Below are 18,316 nucleotides of genomic sequence, written 5' to 3' on the forward strand. Positions count from 1 at the left end.
TTGGACGCACCCGAAACGAGAATAGAAATCGCTGACGAGCGCCTCATACCGCTGCTCAGAGAGGGAGCTGTGCTGGAGTGCCTCTGGACCGGGGCCACCTGGTGTGAGGGGCCAGTGTACCTGCCGGATGGCCGTCTGGTCTGGAGCGACATTCCCGGCAACCGCCTGCTGGTCTGGCAGGAAGGTGAAGCGGTGCGGGAGTATCTCGAGCCCTCGCACTTTCAGAACGGCCATGTCCTGGACGCGGGGGGCCGCATCGTCGGCTGCTCGCACGGCGAACGTGCCATCGTCCGGCAGGAACACGACGGAAGCTGGAAAGTGCTGGTCGGTGAGTATCAAGGCAAGCGCCTCAACAGCCCAAACGATGTGGTGGTGGCCAAAGGCGGCAGCATCTGGTTCACCGATCCGCCCTACGGCCTGATTCAGCCGCACGAGGGCTACGGCGGCACCCAGGAGCAGCCAGGCCAGGAGGTCTACCGCTTCGACCCAGATACCGGCGATATTCGGGTGCTGGTGCGCGGGATGATCTGCCCCAACGGACTGGCCTTCAGCCCCGACGAAACGGTGCTATACGTGGGCGACACGGCGGGGACGCACACTGGCGAGCGGTACTGGCCCGAAGCCCACCACCACATCATGGCCTACGACCTCGTCAACGGTGAGGCGACGAACGCCCGCCTGTTTGCCGAAGTCTCACCGGGCTTTCCTGACGGCTTTCGGGTGGACGTTTACGGCAATGTCTGGACCAGCAGCGGCAGCGGCGTGCAAGTTTACGCGCCGGACCGTACCCGGCTGGGCGAGATCAGCGTGCCGGAAGTGATCGGCAACCTGACGTTTGGCGGCCCCAATGGAACGACGCTTTTTATTGTGGCCAGCAGCAGCCTCTACCGCATGGAGGTGAACGTGCGCGGCGCGACGGCGTGAGCGCTCCATCCGGTACCACATTGAAAGTGGCCTTCATCGGCACCGGGCTGATGGGCCGCCCGATGGTGCGGTGCTTGCTGGGCGGTGGCGTATCGGTGACCGTCTTCAACCGCTCGCCGGGACCGCTGGAAGAGCTGGAAAAACTGGGCGCAACGAAGGCCAGGAACCCAGCGGAAGCGGTGCGGCAAGCCGAGGTGGTCATCACCATGCTGCCCAACGGCGACGTGGTGGGCGATGTGCTGCGCAGCGGCGTGCTGGATGCGGCGCGGCCCGGCACGCTCTTTATCGACATGAGCAGCATTCACCCGGCGCTGGCCCGTGAACATGCGGCGCTGATCGCCGCCGAAGATTGTCAGTCGCTGGACGCCCCGGTCAGCGGCGGCACAGTGGGTGCGGAGGCCGGAACGCTGGCGATCATGGCGGGTGGTGACGAAGCTGATTTCGGGCGGGCCGCGCCGCTCTTGGCGCTGATGGGCCGTCCCACGCTGGTCGGCCCGCACGGAGCCGGGCAACTCTGCAAGCTGGTCAATCAGGCGATCGTGGCCGTGACCATTGGCGCGGTCGCCGAGGGCCTGAGCCTCGCCAGAGCGGGCGGCGCAGACCCGGTGCGGGTGCGTGAGGCCATCCTGGGCGGCTTCGCCCAGAGCCGCATCCTGGAATTGCACGGCCAGCGCATGAACGAGCGCCGTTTCGAGCCGGGAGGCACCATCACCAACCAGGTCAAGGACCTCGACGCCGTACTGGACGTGGCGGCGCGTTCAGGGATCACGCTACCGCTGAGTCAGCGCGTTCACGAACTCTTCGGATCGATGCTGGAGGCCGGTGAGGGCGGCCTGGATCACAGCGCCCTGATTCTGGAACTCGAGCGGCTCTGATACGGACTCTGGTTGAATCGGTTCATAGAACCAGCAAAATACGACCAATGGGAGTGGGAGAAATACGCCCATCGAGGAAACCCTGGAAGCCCTCAACGACCTGGTGAGAATGGGCAAGATGCGCTACATCGGGGCCAGCACCATGTACTCCTGGCAGTTCGTCAAGATCGTCTACACCTCGCGGCTGCGCGGCTGGAGCGAGTTTGTCAGCATGCAGTGTCAGCTCAACGCCGCCTACCGCGAGGAGGAGCGCGAGATGATTCCGTTTTGCCCGCTGGCACGCGGCCTACTCAGCGGTGCACCCCAATCGCTTCGCAACACCACCGATCACTTCAACGCCGATCAGTCCGGCGACCAGATCAGCTTTGACATCGCCGCCGCCGTGGGGCGTCATCTCCAGCCAGGTGGCCCTGAACTGGGTCACGAACCGCCCCGGCGTGACGAGTACACTGGTGGGCGTGGAAACGGCGGCGCAGCTCGACGAGCAGATCGCCGCCCTCGACCTTCAGCTCACCCCCGCCGAGGAACTTGAACTCAACCGGCTGTACACGCCCTCGGATGTGATCAACGACCACAACGTCAACCGCATTCCGCGCATGGTTCGCCCGCCCCCGGCGGCGCAAGAAGAGGTCAACGCATGACTGTCACCGAGAAGCCCAGCACTGCCGCCACCTTCGACCTCGTCAGCCCTTCGAGCGGCCAGGTCATCGCCCAGGTGCCGGACCAGACCGTGCAAGACGCCCGCAACGCCGTGGAGCGCAGCGTCAAAGCCTACGCTTCCTGGCGTCAGACCAGCGTGTACGAGCGCTCGGTCCTGCTCAGGAGGTTCAACGACCTGATGCTGCGCGACGTGGACGAGATCGCGCGCCTGATCGCCTCCGAGATGGGCAAACCCATCACCGAGGCGGCAGGCGAGGTCAAATACGCCGCGTCCTTCCTGGAGTGGTACGCCGAGGAAGCCAAGCGGGTCTACGGCACGGTGGTGCCGAGTCAGAACGTCCACAAGCAACTGATCGTCACGCACGAACCGGTCGGCCCGGTCTACGCGGTGACGCCCTGGAACTTCCCAGCGGCGATGGCGACCCGCAAAATCGGCCCAGCGCTGGCGGCGGGCTGCACCATCATCCTCAAGGCCGCCGAGCAGTCGCCGCTGACCGCCCTGAAGATGGCCGAATTGTGGACCGAGGCGGGTGGGCCGGCCGACACCTTCATCGTGCTGACCACCTCCGATCCGGTGCCGACCACCAAAGTCATGATGGATGACGCCCGTATCCGCAAAATCACCTTCACTGGCAGCACCGAAGTCGGGCGGCTGCTGGCCCAGCAGGCTGCACCGACCTTGAAACGGGTGTCGCTGGAACTCGGCGGCCACGCGCCGTACCTGATCTTCGACGACGCCGACCTCGATCAGGCGGTGGCCGATGTACTGGCCTGCAAGTTCCGCAACGCCGGACAGACCTGCGTGTGCGTCAACCGGGTGTATGTGCAGCGCGGTGTTGCCGAAGAGTTTACCCGCAAGCTCAGCGAGGCCGCCGCTCGGCTCAAGGTGGGCGACCCGCTGGACGCCTCCACCCAGATCGGGCCGCTGGTGGATCAGCAGGGCCTGGACAAAGTCAAGCGCCACGTGGAAGATGCGCTGAGCAAAGGAGCGACGGCAGTGACGGGCGGCGAGGCCACCGGCGGGCTTTACTTTGCGCCCACCGTGCTGAGTCAGATTACCCCCGACATGCTGATCATGCAGGAGGAAACCTTCGGCCCGGTGGCGCCAGTGATCGCTTTCGACACCGAAGAGGAAGCGGTGGCGGCGGCGAACAACACCGAGTTCGGGCTGGCGGCTTATCTGTGGACCACCAATCTGGCGCGCGCTTTCCGGGTCAGCGCGGCGCTGGAGTACGGCATCATCGGGCTGAACGACCCGATTCCCAGTACGGCCCAGGCTCCCTTCGGCGGCGTCAAGCAAAGTGGCTACGGCCGCGAGGGTGGGCTGTGGGGCATTCAGGAGTACCTCAGCGTCAAGTATCTGAGCATCAACGTGAAGTGATCTGACGGTCAACGGAACGGCCAACACCCCGCCTTCCAGCTCAGGCGGGGTGTTGGCGTAAAGCTGCACCCACTTCAGGCCGAAGCGGCTTCCACGTTGATCTGCTTGGAGAGCTGGGTCAACTTCTGGTCGGTGTCCTTTTCCTCCTGCTCGCTGGCTGCCAGCAGATCGGCGTGCTGACCGAAGCCCAGCACCTCCGCGTAGGTGCGGACCGTGCCGTACCCAGCGATCTCGTAGTGCTCGACCCGCTGCCCGGAGGCGATCAACCCCGCATCCTTGACGGCAGGTACGGCTTTCTCCTTGATCATGTCGCTGCCCTCGGCCACCAGGCCCTGCATGGCCTTACAGGTGTGTCCGCCGGGAGTCTCGCCCAGATCGGCGAAGATGCTCTCCAGGCGCTGCAACTGCTGCTGCGTCTGTCCCAGGTGCTCCATGAACCCCTGTTTGAGTTCCGGTGTGCTGGCCGCCTCGGCCATTTTCGGCAGCGCCTCGGTGAGCTGCGTTTCTGCCGAGTACAGATCGCGCAGCTGCTCAACGTAGAGATCTTTGAGGTCTTTCATCTTCATGCCCAGTCCGAATAGTGCCATGTCGTCCTCCCAGGCGTTGGTGCCTGTCCCGAGTCTGACGAACGGCTATGGCTGGGCTATAGGAAAGCCGTGAACAGGTATTTAACCGGCTTTGGGGTGGGCTTGAAGATGAAGATGGGCGCGGAGGGTGGGAACGCTCAGTCAGCTTCCCTACCCTCACACTCGATCACCCACCGAGTAGAGCCGAGCTGGAGGCCAACTTGACCGTGCCGAGCCCCAGTGAGCGGCCCAACACCTCGGCGTTCCGATTGGCTCCGGCAAGGTCACCTTCTAGAAAGTCAGACGTTCAGATTCGGCGCTGGGAGCACTGGGGAAATGGCCTTCAGGGAAGTTGCGGCTCCAGCACCACCTTGATGGCCTGATCCCGGTAGTCGGCCAGCATCTCGAAGGCCTGACGCACCTGTGAGAGCGGCAGGGTGTGGGTCACGATGGCATTCACGTCGATGCGCCCGCTGCGCACATACTCGATGGCCCGCGGGTAGATATCGCCCATCCGCCGCGAGAGCTTGATGGTCAGCCCCTTGCGGCGCACCTGCGAGCCGGTCAGCGTGAACTCGTCGCCGTCGGGAATGCCCACCAGCACCACCTTGCCGCCGATGCGCACCGCCTCAGTGGCGTGGCGCGGGCCGAGCGGGCTGGTCGTCGCCTCGATGACCACGTCCGCCCCGCGCGTGGGCGTGTCGTTCACGGAAGCCAGGTAACTCGGCACGTCGGCAAACACCGCCGTCGCACCGAGTTCGCGCGCCTTCTCGCGGCGGTATTCGAGCGGGTCGATGACCGCCAGTCTGAGTGCGCCGCTGATCCGGGCCAGCATCAGCACGTACAGCCCGATGGTGCCCGCGCCCAGAATCGCCAGGTGACTGCCGGGCCGCAGCTTGGCGAGGTCGAGCGCATGCATCGCCACGCCGAGCGGTTCGAGCAGGGCCGCCTGGGTGGCGGTGAAGCCCTGGGGCATGGCGTAGACCGTGCTGAGCGGCACCGAGATGTACTCGGCCATCGCCCCTGGGTGCGGCGGCGCGCCGACGAAAATCATGTTGGGGCACAGGTGAGGGTTGCCCTCGTGGCACCAGAAGCAGTGGCCGCACGGCTGGGCCGGATCGACGGCGACCAGGGTGCCGTCTGCGAGGCCGTAGTCGGCCCCGCTGCCCTCAGCCACCACGCCCGCGAACTCGTGGCCCGGGGTGAAGGCTGCACTCACCACGGCTGAGCCGATCTTGCCTTCGTGCCAGTAGTGCAGGTCCGAGCCGCAGACGCTGTTGGCCTGTACCTGGATCAGCACCTCGCCGGGTTTGGGCCGGGGTTTGTCGATCTGGCCGTACTCGATGTGGTGCGCCCCACGCATGATCGCGGCGGCCATCGGCTGGGGCGGGGCGCTCGGAAGGTCGGCGGACAGGTCCTGGGTGGTCACCGGAAAACTCCTCTGGGGGTGAGAGAGGGAGAGATGTGAACGTTCACAACAGGGTCAAGTCTACACGGCCAGTGGGTGCGGAAGGTGTGGCCAGCTTTCAGGAGCGTGGGCAAGGGAAGGGCCAGTCCTGACGAGAATGCGTGCCTCCCTGCCCGCACTGGGGCCTGCACAAAATCCTGATTGATTTGTCAGCCTGCTTCATCCGATTGGAGCCGGTCTTGAAGTCGCTCAGCTTGAGACATCGAGACGGCGGCGACGGTGCATGGAGAGCAGCACAGCCCCAGGTGCGCCGACAGACCGGAGTTCTGACCTGCCGGTCTGGTCAATCCTGGGCTGATTTGTCCTGAACTGGCAACTCCTGGATGGGTAAATGCATTGCCCGGCCTGACCAGTCCTGGCGCATCCAGGCCCACTGCGCCTCGTCCAGCGGCGGCGTGCTGCGCTGCTCGCCTACAGCCTCACCCGCCATGAAGTTGAGGTAGTAGACGTTGCTGCCCGGTGCGGCGGCCACCGGGTGATAGCCGCGTGGCGAGAGGATCACATCGCCGTCGCGGGCCAGCAGCAGTTCGTCGAGGCCGTCTTCCGGCGAGTAGTTGCGGTGAACGGCCCAGCCTTCCGGCGGCTGAATGCGGTAGTGATAGGTTTCCTCGATATACAAGCTGCCGAGTTGCCCGTCGTGGCGGTGCGGGGGCCAGCCGCTCCAGTTGCCGCTGGGGGTATAGACCTCGTAAAGCAGCAGGCGCTCAGCAGGCAGGTCCGGTCCCAGGATGTGCGAGACCTGCCGGGTGGCGTTGGCTCCGCCGCGCAGCTCAACACGCATTTCCCTGGGCCCGAACAGCCGCAGCGGCAGCTGGCCTTCCGCTGGAGCGCCGCCGTGCGCGAAGGTACTGTCCGCCTGGGCCGTGATGACAAACGCCGTGCCGGGCGGCAGGTAGACGACGTGGGGCAGCTCGGTGAAGACGCTCTCCCGCTTCAGCTCGAAGCGCTGACCGCCCGCCTCCAGCGTGAAGTGTCCAGCCTGCGGCACAACGGCCATTTCCAGGCCCCGCGTGTTGCTGCTGAAGGTTTCGCCCGCCCTGAGCTGACGCACGCCGAACGACAGGTAGCGCCAGCCTGCCGTCTCAGGCGTCACGCCAAGGTCGCCGAGGGGGCCAGGCTTGAGGTGATGGCTCACGCGTGTTGTCCGTCGGCTTGCACCTCGGCCACCTTCACCGCCCGGCCCTCGCGCAGACTCCGCGTACAGGCCAGCGCCAGTCGAAGCGATTCCACCGCATCGAACACTCCCGGCTGCGGCGGTGCTCCGGCCTGCAATGCGGCGACGAAGGCCCCAATCTCGGCGCGGTAGGCGTCCTTGAAACGGTCCATGAAAAAGTGGTAATGGTCCATCTGTACGCCCTGGGCGTAGCTCAGCAGCGGCGTCTTGGGGGTGGCGTCCAGCACGAACTTGCCGCCGGAGCCGAAAACCTCGGTGCGCACGTCGTAGCCGTAGACGGCCCGGCGCGAATTCTGTACCACGCCCTGCGCGCCGCCCACGAATTTCAGCAGCACGGTGGTCGTATCGGCGTCGCCCATATCGGCGATGGCCGGATCGATTTTGGCGTCGCCGATCGCCAGCACTTCCTCCACCTCGCCGACCAGAAAGCGGGCGATGTCGAGGTCGTGGATGGCTTGATCGAGGAAAATGCCGCCCGACACCTTCAAGTAGTCCAGCGGCGGTGGGGCCGGGTCACGTCCGGTGGCGGCGAACTGCTCGATGGTGCCGAGTTCACCCGCCAGAATGCGCTGCTTCGCCTGCGCGAACCCCGCGTCGAAGCGGCGCTGGAAACCGATCTGAAAGGCCACGCCGCATTCCTCGACCACCCGCATAACACGCTCGGTCTCGCCCAGGTCGGCGGCCACCGGCTTCTCGCAGAAGATGGCCTTGCCCGCCCGCGCCGCCGCCTCGATCAGCGCCGCGTGGGTGCTGGTGGGCGTCACGATGATGACGGCTTGCACCTGCGGGTCGTGAATGGCGTCGAGCGGATCGGCGTAGACGGTTGCAGCGCGGGTGAGCTGGGCCAGGCGGGCGGCGGCCTCGGGCAGCGGGTCGGCCACCGCCATCACCTGCGCTTGTGGCAAGCTGGCCAGCGCCTGGCCGTGCTCGAGACCCATGCGGCCCGCGCCGAGCACGGCAAAGCGGATGGGGGCGGTGGGGGAGGGAGGATTGGTCATGTGGGGGCGACTCCTTGTGGAATTGGTCGGCTTAGTGGGCAAGGTTGAGTGGGTGGGTACGGCGGTCAGGCGCAATGCCGTTTCAGGGCCAGTGTACGGGTTGACAGACAGGCCACCTGAACGAAGTGCCCGCGCTCTTGTGGTGGGCCTCAGGTCTGAGCGGGGTCACCGCTTCACCCTCCGTCCATCAGCGCCTGCACCTCGTCCCAGGTGGGGGTGAAGTTGGCGCAGCCGATGCGCGTGACCACGATGGCTCCGCAGGCGTTGCCCAGCCGGGCGCTCTGCGCCCAGTCCATGCCGCGCAGGCGGCCCGTGATGAGGCCCGCCGCGAAGGCGTCGCCTGCGCCCAGCACGCTCAGCACCTCCACGGCAAAGCCGGGCACGGGGATCGGTGCCTCATTCTGGCGGTGAACCGTGCAGCCGCGTTCTCCCTCCTTGACCACCACCACCGGCGCGTCCTCCAGCAGGGCAGCGGTATTGGCGGCCACGTCGCCGCGAATCTCCGGAGCGGTGACCATGCTGTGGCGGATGACCACGTCCGCCGGGTCTCGCAGCCGGGCCGCGTTGATCTCCTCTTCGGTGCCGAGAATCACGTCCACGTCGCGCAGCACGCTGCGGATGCTCAGGCCATAGCCGAGGGGGTCCGGCCACTGGTCGGCCCGGAAATCGAGGTCGAAGTAAACCGTGACGCCTGCCTCGTGTGCCCGCCGCGCCGCGCTGAGGGTCGCCGAGCGGCTGGGGTCTCTCGCCAGGGCCGAGCCGTTGATGACCAGTGCGCGGGCCGCTTCGATCGGCGCGTCCTGAATATCTTTGATGCTGAGCTGAATGTCGGCGGCGTTCTCGCGGTAAAAGGTGATCGGAAATCTGTCGGGCGGCTGAATGCCCAGCAGCACGGCGCTGGTACGGGTGCCGGGCTTGCGCGAAATGAAGCGCGTCTCGACCCCCTCGCGCTCCAGCCCCTTCAGGAGAAAATCTCCGACCTGATCCTCACCCACCGCCGTCAGCAGCGCCGCCCGCACGCCCAGTCGACTCGCCCCCACCGCAATGTTCAGCGGGCTGCCGCCCAGATACGCTCCGAAGCGGGTGATGTCGGCGAAGGCCGCGCCGATGTCGTCGGAATAGAGGTCGAGGCTGCTGCGGCCCAGGGTGAACAGTTCGGCGGGAAGCGGCTCAGCGGTCAAAGCGCCGTTCCTTCAACACTTGATGGCGTCAGTCCGTCCAGATAGATCCGGTTGGCCCGCGCACTCACCAGCGGCTCGCCCATGCCCGGCAGCACGTCCTGCTCCACCGTGATCCAGCCCCGGTAGCCGGTCTGCTCCAGTTCGCCCAGCACCGCCGGGAACGGCACCGCGCCGCGCCCCAGCTCGCAGAAGACGCCCGCGCCCACCGCCTGCTGGTAGTGGAGGGCACCCTGGCGGGCCTGGGCTGCCACCTCGGCGCTCATGTCCTTGAAGTGCACGTACCAGACACGTTCGCGGAACTGCTTGAGGCCGTCCAGTACCGTCTGCGGATCGCTGCCGCCACTGCCGTAGAGAAAATGCCCGGTGTCGAACACCAGTCCGATCAGTTCGGGGTCGGTATGCTTCAGGAATTTGGCGATTTCAGCGGGCGTTTCCACATAACCGCCGCAGTGATGATGAAATACGGTTCGCAGTCCGGTTTCCGCTTTCACCGCGCGGGCGATGCGCTCTGCTCCGGCGCTGAAGATTTGCCAGTCCGCCGCGTCCAGGCCCAGTTCCGGCTTGATTCGTCCGGCGTGCTGCGCCCTTGCCGGGTCGCGGCTGTGCTCGTCGGCCAGCACCACCAGCGGCGTCCAGTCGGGGTCGCCCAGATCGGCCACCGCCGCCAGTTGCCGCGCCACCCGCAGCACCCGCATCTCGCCCTCGGCGTGGGCGCTCTCGTCACGCAGGTACACGCCCTCGTAAGCGCCCAGCATGGTCAGATGGCGCCGACTCAGCGCTTCGCGCAATTCGGTCACATCCGTCGGGAAGTAGCCGTAATCACCCAGCTCGGTGCCCCGGTAACCCGCCTGCACCAGCTCGTCGAGCATCCGCGCCGCCGGAACCCCCTCGCCGAAGCCTTCGATGGTGCCCCACGAGCACGGGGCGTTGCCGAATTGAATCATTTGACCTCCGGCGCTACGGTCTCAACCTGGGTGGAGCTGAAGTAAGGAACCTGCTGAACCACCTTCTCCTGGTAATTCTGGCGGGCCGCCTGCACGCCTGGCTGCCCTGAGACCTCGGCAATCGGCACGTCCCACCAGCTCTCGAAGCCCGGCACCCGCTCGCGCAGATTCACCGGCACGACGATCACGTGGACGCCGCCCTGCCCGGCGTGGTCCAGCGCTGCCCTCAGTTCAGTCAGACTGCCCGCCAGTACGCTCTGAGCGCCCAGCCCCTGCGCCTGCTTGACGAAGTCGAGCGCCACCACCTCGCCGTCGGTGCGCCCGGTGCGCGAATCGCGGCGGCGCAGCTCGTTGTTGAACGGCTCGGTGCCGCATTCCATTTGCAACCCGCGAATGCTCATGTAGGCGCGGTTGTCGACGAGCACGATGGTCAGGTTCAGGTTCTCCATCACCGCCGTCACGATCTCGCTGTTCATCATCAGGTACGAGCCGTCGCCGACCATCACGACCACCCGCCGCTCCGGCTCGGCCAGCGCCACGCCCAGGCCCGCCGGAATCTCATAGCCCATGCAGGAAAAGCCGTACTCGACGTGGTACGCCTTGCTGTCGGTGGGCCGCCACAGCCGCAGCAAATCGCCCGGCAAGCTGCCCGCCGCGCAGATGACGGTGGTGTTTGCGCCGGTCGCCTCGTTCACGACGCCGATGACTGCGCCCTGAGACGGCGGCGAGCTGCCGGTGTCGGCTCGCTGCTGATCCACCAGCGCATGCCATTCAGCGATCAGCGCTCGGTTTGTCGCTCTCTGTTCGTCTGAAAGTCCCCTCCAGCCTGCCAGTGCTTCGCTCAGGGCGGTGATGCCCTCGCGGGCGTCGGCGACGAGGCTCAGCGCGCCCAGCTTGGCGGCGTCCATCGCCACCACGTTCAGCCCGATGAATTTCACGTCCGGATGCTGAAAAGCCGTTTTGCTGGCGGTCACGAAATCGCCTAGCCGGGTGCCGATGGCCAGTACCACGTCGGCGTCGCGGGCCAGCCGGTTGGCGGCGCTTCCGCCGATGGAGCCGACGGGTCCAGCGTTCTGCGGATGGTCCCAGCTGAGCGCGCCCTTGCCTGCCTGCGACTCCACCACCGGGATGCCGTGGCGCTGTGCCAGCTCGGCCAGCGCCTGCTCCGCTGCCGAGTAGATGACGCCGCCGCCCGCCACGATCAGCGGGCGCTCAGCGGCCCGCAACAGGGCGGCGGCCTGCCGGATCAGCTCCGTTTCCGGCGGCGGGCGGCGGATGTGCCAGGTTCGCGGCTCGAAGAAACCCGCGGGCCAGTCGTAGGCTTCTGTCTGCACGTCTTCCGGCAAGCTGAGCACCACCGCGCCCGTCTCGGCGGGGTCGGTCAGCACCCGCAGGGCTTCGGGCAAAGCCGAGAGCAACTGCTCAGGCCGCGAAATCCGGGTGTAGAACTTGCTGACGGGCCGGAAGCAGTCGTTGACGCTGACGTCGTGCTGGCTGGGGTGTTCGAGCTGCTGCAAGACCGGGTCAGGGAGACGGTTGGCGAAATAATCACTGGGGAGCAGCAGCACCGGCAGGCGGTTGACCGTCGCCAGCGCCGCGCCGGTCAGCATGTTGGTGCTGCCGGGGCCGATGCTGGCGGTGCAGGCGTAGGTGGCGAGGCGGTTGTTGTGCCGGGCGAAGGCGGACGCCGTGTGCACCATCGACTGCTCGTTTTGCGGGTGGTAGGTGGGGAGGTCGAGTTCGCCGCCGTACTCCTCGAGCGCCTGCCCCAGCCCCGCCACATTGCCGTGTCCGAAGATGCCCCAGATGGCCGGAATCAAGCGTTGGCGCTGGCCACCGCGCTCGCTGTACTGCACCGCCAGCACCTTGATCAGCGCCTGCGCGACGGTCAGGCGCTGGGTGGGGCGGGAGTGGAGATGGCCCGCCGTCATGCCGCTTCCTTTGCAAACAATTCGCTCAAAGTGTCCTCCCTGAATTTTGCCACCTGCACCGCCTCGCCGCTCACCAGCGCGCCGTGCGGAGTGGGAGAGCGGGCTTCGGCAGCCCGCTCCCACGTTGCAAAGGTGGTCATCCCGGCAGCATACCCTCTGGGCCTGCTCAGCGGGCCTGCGCCGTCAGTTCAGCTCCCTGGCCGAGATGCCCAGCCGCTGCATCAGGGTATTGCCCGGCGTGGCCACGAAGCCGGTGGGATCGAAGGTGGCGGTTTCCGGCAGGGGGCGCTCGCCCGGTGGTGGGCAGTCACCGTTCAGCACGCAGGTCGCGTACTCCAAGGCTCCCCGCTGGCGCAACTGGTGATCGACCAGCCAGCCCAGGCCCTCGCCCTGCAGCGCTCCCTGAATGCCGTCACGGTAATGGCCCAGGTCCGTGAAGTCGGCGATGGCCTGCTCGCTGGGGCGCGCCGTCGCCCGGCCATACAGTTCGCGGTATTCCTGCACGCGGTCGCACTGCTCTTTGGCCACCTCGGCGCGCGCCCGCCAGGTGGCCAGGTCCGCTCCGAACTGAAAGACGGCGTGCATCAGCTGCGGGCCGCCGGGTGCCGAGGCGAACGGCTGGCCGAAGCGCACGGCGTCCGACGGCACGGTAAAGCCCCGGTCTTGCAGTTCCAGCGTCTCGCCGGGGTGCGGACCGCTCAGGCGCAGGGTGGCAAAACGCCACACCGGCAGGCGCGCGCCGCCTTCCCCGATCAGCAGATCCTGGCCGGGTCGGTCATCGTAGGTCGTCTCGGCGCGGTAGCCGCCGCTCTCGAACAGGGTGATGCGGCCCCGCCCGTCACGCACCAGGCGGTAAGGAGCCACCCGGATCACGTCCAGCACTGTGCGTGCGTAGGTGCTGGGCAGAGCGCGGGCGTAAAATCCCTCGCCCGCCGCTGTCCACGCTCCTGACGGAATCGCCCGGCTGCCCGCGCCGGTCGGGGCCGCCCCCGGGAGCACCGCCAGGCGTTCCAGCGCGGCGAAATCCTGTTGTGGCCGGGCCAGCTGCGCCCGGAGCTGCCCGTAGAAGTTCAGGGCGTTTTGCACCGGGGCAGGCAAGCTGGCCGTGAGCGCCGGAAGCGACACGAACGACAGGGCGATGTCTTCGGGCGTCATCAGAGGCGCGACGCGAACCTGAAAATCCAGCGGATAATCGCTGAACCGTGTTCCCGCCTCGGTGCCCCAGATCAGCGTCTGCACGTCGATCTGGGAAATTGCCGGAAACTGGGCCGAGCGCTGCAAGATGCCCCGGATGGTGGCGGCCCGGTCACCCCGTAGGGGAGCCAGCGGATAGCCTGCGCCGCTGCTCGGCCCGTAAGTTCCGGCATGCAGGCAGTAACTCTGGAGAGTAAAGCGGTAGAAACCGGGAGCCAGCGTGAAGCTGTGCTGGATTTGCGGGGACGTGTCGCCCTGCCAGGCGTCGAGCCAGTTCGCCACCGGAAAGGCGTCCGCGATGCCGGTGCTGACGGCGCTGCCCGGCGTGAAGGGCAGATCGGGCAGCGCCGTGTTCAGGGGGGGAGCGCGACCGGCAGTCGGGGCAGGGGCAAGCTGGGCAGGCCGGGCAGGTGGAATTGTGCCAGCTTAACTTGTGCCGTGTGGGACTGTGCCTGGGCGCGGTCCGCCAGGCCCAGGGTGACCAGCAGCAGCAGCGGCAAAAATCGCAGCTTCATGGTGTCTCCCGCTCTACTTGCGGCAGGTCAGATTGACCCGGAAGGTGGGGGTGGGGGTGCTGTAGGCCAGGCCCTCGTTTTTGGCCAGAACCGTCGAGAGCACAGACAGAATCAGTTTGGTCGGTCGGTTGGCCTTGAACGCGTCCCATTTGTCTAGCGGCGCATCGGTATAGAAATTGGCCGCGCCGCTGATGACCCCGCCGGGCGGGACCCGTTTGCCGAAGGTGTAGTAAAAGCCGTCGCCACTGAGGTTGCCCGCGTTCTGGCCGTCCTGGCGGATCAGGTACACGCCTTTGCCGAAAGCGTCGAAGGAGATGGTCGGCGAGATGTCTTTCTGGGTCCCGTTGCGAAATTCCAGGTTCACCGCCCAGCCGGGTGTGCCGCCGGTCTCGCTGCGCACCAGCGGTTCGGCGCTGATCACCCTGAACCGCCACAAACCGTTGAAGAGTGTTTCGCCCAGGCAGCCCTCGGTGGCGCTGCGTTGGTTGGCTCCACCCGGAGCGGCGGTAGGAGTACCCTGGGCCTGGGCTGAAGTCAGGCTCAGGGTGCTGCCTGCGGCGCTCGATTTGATGCCCAGCGGGCCGAGGACCGAGAGCGACACGAACGTCTCGCCCTTCACGACGACGGCTTTGGCCGTCACCACCTGGCCGTTGACGACCACGCTGAGTGTCCGCTGAACCGACTGGGCGGCGGCGAGGCTGACCAAACACAGGCCAGCGGTGAGGGCAAAGCGGCGGGTCTTGTTCATGGCACTTCTCCTTATGAAAATGGGGGTGCTGGAAAGGGGAGGGGACGGCGCAGAGGTCAGCGCTTCAGAACGCCGATCTTGCCACCGTCTTCGGTAAACCGTAAATTGCCGTCCGGGCCGCTGATGATGAACCCTGAAAGGGTATCGGTGGCGGGGAGATCGAATTCAGTCACGTCGCCTGCCAGCGTGACGCGCCCGAGCTTGTTGCTGCCAAGTTCGGTAAACCACAGCTGGCCGTCTATGCCGCTGGTGATGCCTTGCGGGTTGCTGCGGGCAGTGGGAATAGAGAATTCGGCGATGCTGCCCGCCGGGGTGATGCGGCCAATCTTGTTACCGGCAGCCTCGGTAAACCACAAATTGCCGTCCGGTCCGTTGACGATGAAGCTGGGGCCGCTGTTGGCGGCGGGGGTGGGAAATTCGGTGATGCTGCCGGTTTTCGTGATGCGCCCGATCTTGCTGGTCCCATACTCGGTGAACCATAAATTGCCGTCCGGGCCGCTGACGATCGAAGACGGCCTGCCTTTCGCGGCCAATGAAAACCCGGTGACGCGGCCTGCCGGGGTGATGCGGCCAATCTTGTTGGAAGCGTGTTCGGTGAACCAGACGTTGCCGTCCTGGCCGCTGGTGATCAAGTACGGGTCGGCGTCGGCGGTCGGAAGATCAAATTCACTCAGGTCGCCTGCCGGGCTGATGCGCCCGATCTTGTGGGCGGCAGCTTCGGTAAACCACAAATTGCCGTCCGGGCCGCTGGTGATGCCGAATGGTCCGCTCGGAAGGGGGAGAGCAAATTCGGTGACGCGGCCTGCCGGAGTGATGCGGCCGATCATGTCACCGCTGGAGCCGCTCCGTTCGGTAAACCACAGGTTGCCGTCCGGGCCGTTGGTGACGCCGCCGAGGTCCTTGTCGGCGCCGGGCAAGGCGTCGTGCCCGAAAGTCAGAAAATGGAAGGTGTCGTTGATGGTGGTCGAACTGCTGCCCGCTGCGCCCGTCACGGTGATATCCACCGGGCCGGTGCTGCTCGCCGGGCTGATGGCGGTGAGGGTAGTGGAACTGATGACCGTGACGCTTCCCGAGAGCGCCGCACCGAACCTGACGCTCATGCCGGGCTCGAAGTTGGATCCGGTGACCGTGACAGCTGTTCCGCCGGACACCAGGCCCAGGTCTGGGCTGACGGACGTAACGGTCGGTGCGCTGGCTGCGGGAGCCGGGGGCGGGCTCGAACAGGCGATGAGCAACACACCCAGCAGTAGCGGAAACGACGAGAACCGTGGAGCAGGATTCGGACGCTCAGGTGTCATGGTACGCTCCGGAGCGCTGCGGCTGGCTCCACTGAATATCTGTTCACTGGGCCATTTGCCGCTGGCCCGCTTGAATCTCCCTGCTTTCATGCTGACCCCCTGGGCACGCTGGCCCGCTGCGAGTGATGCACGCTTCTTGACCTTGCCGAACAAGCTCCGTTGGAGCTGCGGGTCTCGCTTTCCCCGCTTAAGACCGTACGCAGCGCGCCGTGACGTGAGCGTCGCAAGCGGAGAGGGTGGTGGGGCAGCCACTACCAGGTGGGTTGTCACGCTCAAATCATGCTGGCCCCACTAAGCTGCCGGGCGAAGGAGAACGCATGACCTCACAGCCCGGCAACCTGCCCGAGCGCCGAACGGTGGCGGTTCAGCTGCAGATTTCGCCTGCTGGCCCCGGCACGTCGTGGCAGGTGCAGGTGACGACCGAGCGCGGTCTGGCCCGCACCTTCGAGAGCCCCGAAGCTTTGATCACCTTTTTGCTTACTGTTCAGTTCAGTGACGGACTGCGCTGATTTTCCAGGGAGGAACGTTCATGAATCGTTATGCGCTCGTTTCCACTGCTTTCCTGCGCCGTACCCGCTGGCCCGCCGCGCTGCTGGGGGCCTGTCTGGGCGGCGCGGCGCTGGCCGCCTACGATTCCGAAGCGGCTATCAGAACCGTCACGCTGCAGGCGACGACGCTGGGGGCGCAGACCAAACCCCTGGCGTCTTCCCGGCTGGCCGCGCTGCTGCCTGCCCGCTGCGCGGGAGCCGCCGCCACCGCGCCCCGCCAGGCTGCCGCCCACGCCGAGGCCCACTACGGCAGCTTGCAGCTGAGTCTCGACGACTTCGGGGCCAATGCCATGAACACAGTCATGGGCGCGGCGCAGTTTCTGGGCTTGTCCGCTGCCGATCGGCAGAGCGAACTGGTTCAATCGATCAGCGGCGCGGTGGGTTACACGACCTACGATCCGCAGCGCCGCCTGGCCCAGACGCGGGTGTGGCTGGATGGCCGTTTCGTCGTGCAGATCATTCAGACTTCGGCGACCTCGCACGCCGCCGTGGACGCCTGCTTGAAGTTGATCCGGCTGTCGGCCCTGCCAGTGCGCCGAGTGCCGTGAGCAGCGCGGGTTGTGCTGGGAGAATGACTGTATTGCTGAAGGTCTACCGCCTGGGACAGCAAGCTGCAAAACCGACCCGCCGCACCTGGCCTGATTGGAGACTGGACCGATGATCCGAGACACCGCCCACGACACCGCTGCCGCCTGCCAACCCGGCCTGCTTGCCTTTCACTTCTGCAAGTCAGCGCCGGCGCGATTTCGCTCGCTGACGCTGACCTGCGCCCTGAGCGGCCTGCTGGTGTGGTCGGCGCAGGCGGCTTCCAGCGTCCCCTTCGATCTGACCGCGTTGCAAAGTGCGGTTCGGGCCAGCGTGCTGCCGCCCAGCCGACCGCCTACCCGCTTCACGGTGTTTGAATTGGCCGCCTTCTTGCCGCACGAATTCGCGGGGAACGCTTTGCAAGAAACGTTCAGTACGCCCATGGATGAGGAGGTGGCCGTCGCCCACTACAAATCCAAAAATGGCGGGAGCGCGGACATCCGGCTGCTGGACTTCTTTCGGAAGGGCAAGTCGGCGCTGGAAGGCGTGCTGGAGGAAACGCGCGGACTGTCGGCCAGCATCGGGATGGCCGACAAGCAGGGGCCGCTGAGCGTGCGGCTCACGTCGTACGGTCCCGGCCTGGTGGTGGTCGAGCAGACCCAGCGTCAGGCGTCGGGGCCTGCTGAAACGAGCGTCGTCAACGTCTTCGTGGCGGGCCGCTACGAATTTGAAGTCAGTGTCTTCGAGCGGGGGGCGGGGGGTCATTCGCTCGGCTGGGCGCGCGACGCCGCAAAGCACGCGGCCCTCGACATCCTCGCCCACGCTCCGGGTCCTGAAGGTCCTCCCGGCGACTCGCTCGACGTCAGCATCGAGCGGACCCTGAAGATCTTGCGCACTCAGGTTCCCCGGCGTCCGTCCGCTTTCCTGAGCGCCGGGAAACTCAAAGCGCTCCTGCCGTCCAAAGTCGGCACGGCCACCTGCACCCTCGTCCACGCTCCCGAAATGCTGGCCGCCGGGCAGGCGAGTGTGAATTGCCTCACCGCAGATGGCCGCCAAATCGGCGGTATCTATATAGAAGACGCAGCCCGGCGCTCGGGTCCGTGGCCTTCGAGCCTGCTCGAACCGGATGACGGGCCGCCCTCTTTTCTGCCTGACGGTGGAGAACTCTACATCCCGCACGGATCGGGCGTGATCCAACCGGCGCGGCATGTGGTGGGGTTGACCTGGGGGTTCGTTGCCGGAGGGCAGCTGGTCGAACGGGCGCTGTTCAGCGTGGAGGGACGGGTGGTTTATGATCTGTTCGCGTACAACGCCGCCGACCTTCAGCGTCTGATGGCTGCCGTCCTGGCGCTGCCCCGACCCTGAAACGGTACCGGCGCTGCCCGG

20 protein-coding genes are annotated in these 18,316 nt (G+C 66.3%); 8 read left to right on the plus strand and 12 right to left on the minus strand.

The window, feature by feature from the left end:
• The 5 genes from GUI70_RS04205 to GUI70_RS04225 all read left to right on the plus strand — a co-directional run bounded on the left by GUI70_RS04205 (window position 1) and on the right by GUI70_RS04225 (window position 3,840).
• The gene (locus GUI70_RS04205) at window positions 1-924 is read left to right on the plus strand and encodes an SMP-30/gluconolactonase/LRE family protein (RefSeq protein ID WP_161881044.1); all 924 of its coding nucleotides are present in this window, start codon (window positions 1-3) and stop codon (window positions 922-924) included.
• Entirely contained in the window at window positions 921-1,799 is an 879-nt protein-coding gene (locus GUI70_RS04210) for an NAD(P)-dependent oxidoreductase (protein WP_202630394.1), read from the plus strand. Before GUI70_RS04205 ends, GUI70_RS04210 begins: the two co-directional genes overlap by 4 nt.
• 70 nt (window positions 1,800-1,869) lie before the next feature.
• The gene (locus GUI70_RS24240; RefSeq protein ID WP_272952805.1) at window positions 1,870-2,331 is read left to right on the plus strand and encodes an aldo/keto reductase; all 462 of its coding nucleotides are present in this window, start codon (window positions 1,870-1,872) and stop codon (window positions 2,329-2,331) included.
• Window positions 2,237-2,440 carry a hypothetical protein gene (locus GUI70_RS04220; RefSeq protein WP_237724692.1) on the plus strand — a complete coding sequence of 68 codons (204 nt, stop codon included), beginning with the start codon at window positions 2,237-2,239 and terminating at the stop codon, window positions 2,438-2,440. The genes GUI70_RS24240 and GUI70_RS04220 overlap by 95 nt, the downstream gene beginning before the upstream one ends.
• Window positions 2,437-3,840, plus strand: a complete 1,404-nt coding sequence (locus GUI70_RS04225) for an NAD-dependent succinate-semialdehyde dehydrogenase (RefSeq protein ID WP_161881046.1) — start codon at window positions 2,437-2,439, stop codon at window positions 3,838-3,840. Before GUI70_RS04220 ends, GUI70_RS04225 begins: the two co-directional genes overlap by 4 nt.
• Before the next feature lie 74 nt (window positions 3,841-3,914).
• Here GUI70_RS04225 and GUI70_RS04230 read toward each other — a convergent pair whose 3' ends face one another.
• The 12 genes from GUI70_RS04230 to GUI70_RS04285 all read right to left on the minus strand — a co-directional run bounded on the left by GUI70_RS04230 (window position 3,915) and on the right by GUI70_RS04285 (window position 15,857).
• Window positions 3,915-4,427, minus strand: a complete 513-nt coding sequence (locus tag GUI70_RS04230) for a YciE/YciF ferroxidase family protein (protein WP_161881047.1) — start codon at window positions 4,425-4,427, stop codon at window positions 3,915-3,917.
• A 322-nt stretch (window positions 4,428-4,749) separates the two neighbouring features.
• A complete protein-coding gene (locus GUI70_RS04235) occupies window positions 4,750-5,835 on the minus strand; it encodes a zinc-dependent alcohol dehydrogenase (RefSeq protein WP_202630395.1) in 1,086 nt (361 codons plus the stop codon).
• Between the two features lie 322 nt (window positions 5,836-6,157).
• Window positions 6,158-7,009 carry a 5-deoxy-glucuronate isomerase gene (gene iolB / locus GUI70_RS04240; protein ID WP_161881048.1) on the minus strand — a complete coding sequence of 284 codons (852 nt, stop codon included), beginning with the start codon at window positions 7,007-7,009 and terminating at the stop codon, window positions 6,158-6,160.
• A complete protein-coding gene (iolG, locus tag GUI70_RS04245) occupies window positions 7,006-8,046 on the minus strand; it encodes an inositol 2-dehydrogenase (protein ID WP_161881049.1) in 1,041 nt (346 codons plus the stop codon). Before iolG ends, iolB begins: the two co-directional genes overlap by 4 nt.
• Window positions 8,047-8,219: 173 nt before the next feature.
• Window positions 8,220-9,227: a 5-dehydro-2-deoxygluconokinase gene (gene iolC / locus GUI70_RS04250; RefSeq protein WP_202630396.1), complete on the minus strand. Its 1,008-nt coding sequence runs from the start codon at window positions 9,225-9,227 to the stop codon at window positions 8,220-8,222.
• Window positions 9,224-10,171 (minus strand): TIM barrel protein, encoded by a 948-nt coding sequence (locus GUI70_RS04255; RefSeq protein ID WP_161881050.1) that lies wholly within the window; start codon window positions 10,169-10,171, stop codon window positions 9,224-9,226. The genes iolC and GUI70_RS04255 overlap by 4 nt, the downstream gene beginning before the upstream one ends.
• Window positions 10,168-12,102: a 3D-(3,5/4)-trihydroxycyclohexane-1,2-dione acylhydrolase (decyclizing) gene (gene iolD / locus GUI70_RS04260; protein ID WP_161881051.1), complete on the minus strand. Its 1,935-nt coding sequence runs from the start codon at window positions 12,100-12,102 to the stop codon at window positions 10,168-10,170. The genes GUI70_RS04255 and iolD overlap by 4 nt, the downstream gene beginning before the upstream one ends.
• Window positions 12,099-12,242, minus strand: coding sequence for a hypothetical protein (locus GUI70_RS04265; RefSeq protein ID WP_161881052.1), 144 nt, complete (start codon window positions 12,240-12,242; stop codon window positions 12,099-12,101). The genes iolD and GUI70_RS04265 overlap by 4 nt, the downstream gene beginning before the upstream one ends.
• 43 nt (window positions 12,243-12,285) lie before the next feature.
• A complete protein-coding gene (locus GUI70_RS04270; RefSeq protein ID WP_161881053.1) occupies window positions 12,286-13,578 on the minus strand; it encodes a hypothetical protein in 1,293 nt (430 codons plus the stop codon).
• Window positions 13,579-13,649: 71 nt separating this feature from the next.
• Complete coding sequence (locus GUI70_RS04275; protein WP_161881054.1) at window positions 13,650-13,811, minus strand: hypothetical protein; 162 nt, start codon at window positions 13,809-13,811, stop codon at window positions 13,650-13,652.
• 13 nt (window positions 13,812-13,824) lie between these two features.
• Complete coding sequence (locus GUI70_RS04280; protein ID WP_161881055.1) at window positions 13,825-14,559, minus strand: hypothetical protein; 735 nt, start codon at window positions 14,557-14,559, stop codon at window positions 13,825-13,827.
• 56 nt (window positions 14,560-14,615) lie between these two features.
• Window positions 14,616-15,857, minus strand: coding sequence for a virginiamycin B lyase family protein (locus GUI70_RS04285; RefSeq protein WP_161881056.1), 1,242 nt, complete (start codon window positions 15,855-15,857; stop codon window positions 14,616-14,618).
• A 317-nt stretch (window positions 15,858-16,174) separates the two neighbouring features.
• Here GUI70_RS04285 and GUI70_RS04290 point away from each other — a divergent pair, with 317 nt between their 5' ends.
• The 3 genes from GUI70_RS04290 (at window position 16,175) to GUI70_RS04300 (ending at window position 18,295) form a co-directional block, all read left to right on the plus strand.
• The gene (locus GUI70_RS04290) at window positions 16,175-16,366 is read left to right on the plus strand and encodes a hypothetical protein (RefSeq protein ID WP_161881057.1); all 192 of its coding nucleotides are present in this window, start codon (window positions 16,175-16,177) and stop codon (window positions 16,364-16,366) included.
• 20 nt (window positions 16,367-16,386) lie between these two features.
• Window positions 16,387-16,953: a hypothetical protein gene (locus GUI70_RS04295; protein ID WP_161881058.1), complete on the plus strand. Its 567-nt coding sequence runs from the start codon at window positions 16,387-16,389 to the stop codon at window positions 16,951-16,953.
• A gap of 109 nt (window positions 16,954-17,062) precedes the next feature.
• Entirely contained in the window at window positions 17,063-18,295 is a 1,233-nt protein-coding gene (locus GUI70_RS04300) for a hypothetical protein (RefSeq protein WP_161881059.1), read from the plus strand.
• Window positions 18,296-18,316 lie beyond the last annotated feature (21 nt).

The sequence above is a fragment of the Deinococcus alpinitundrae genome (assembly GCF_009982895.1).
GTDB lineage: Bacteria > Deinococcota > Deinococci > Deinococcales > Deinococcaceae > Deinococcus > Deinococcus alpinitundrae.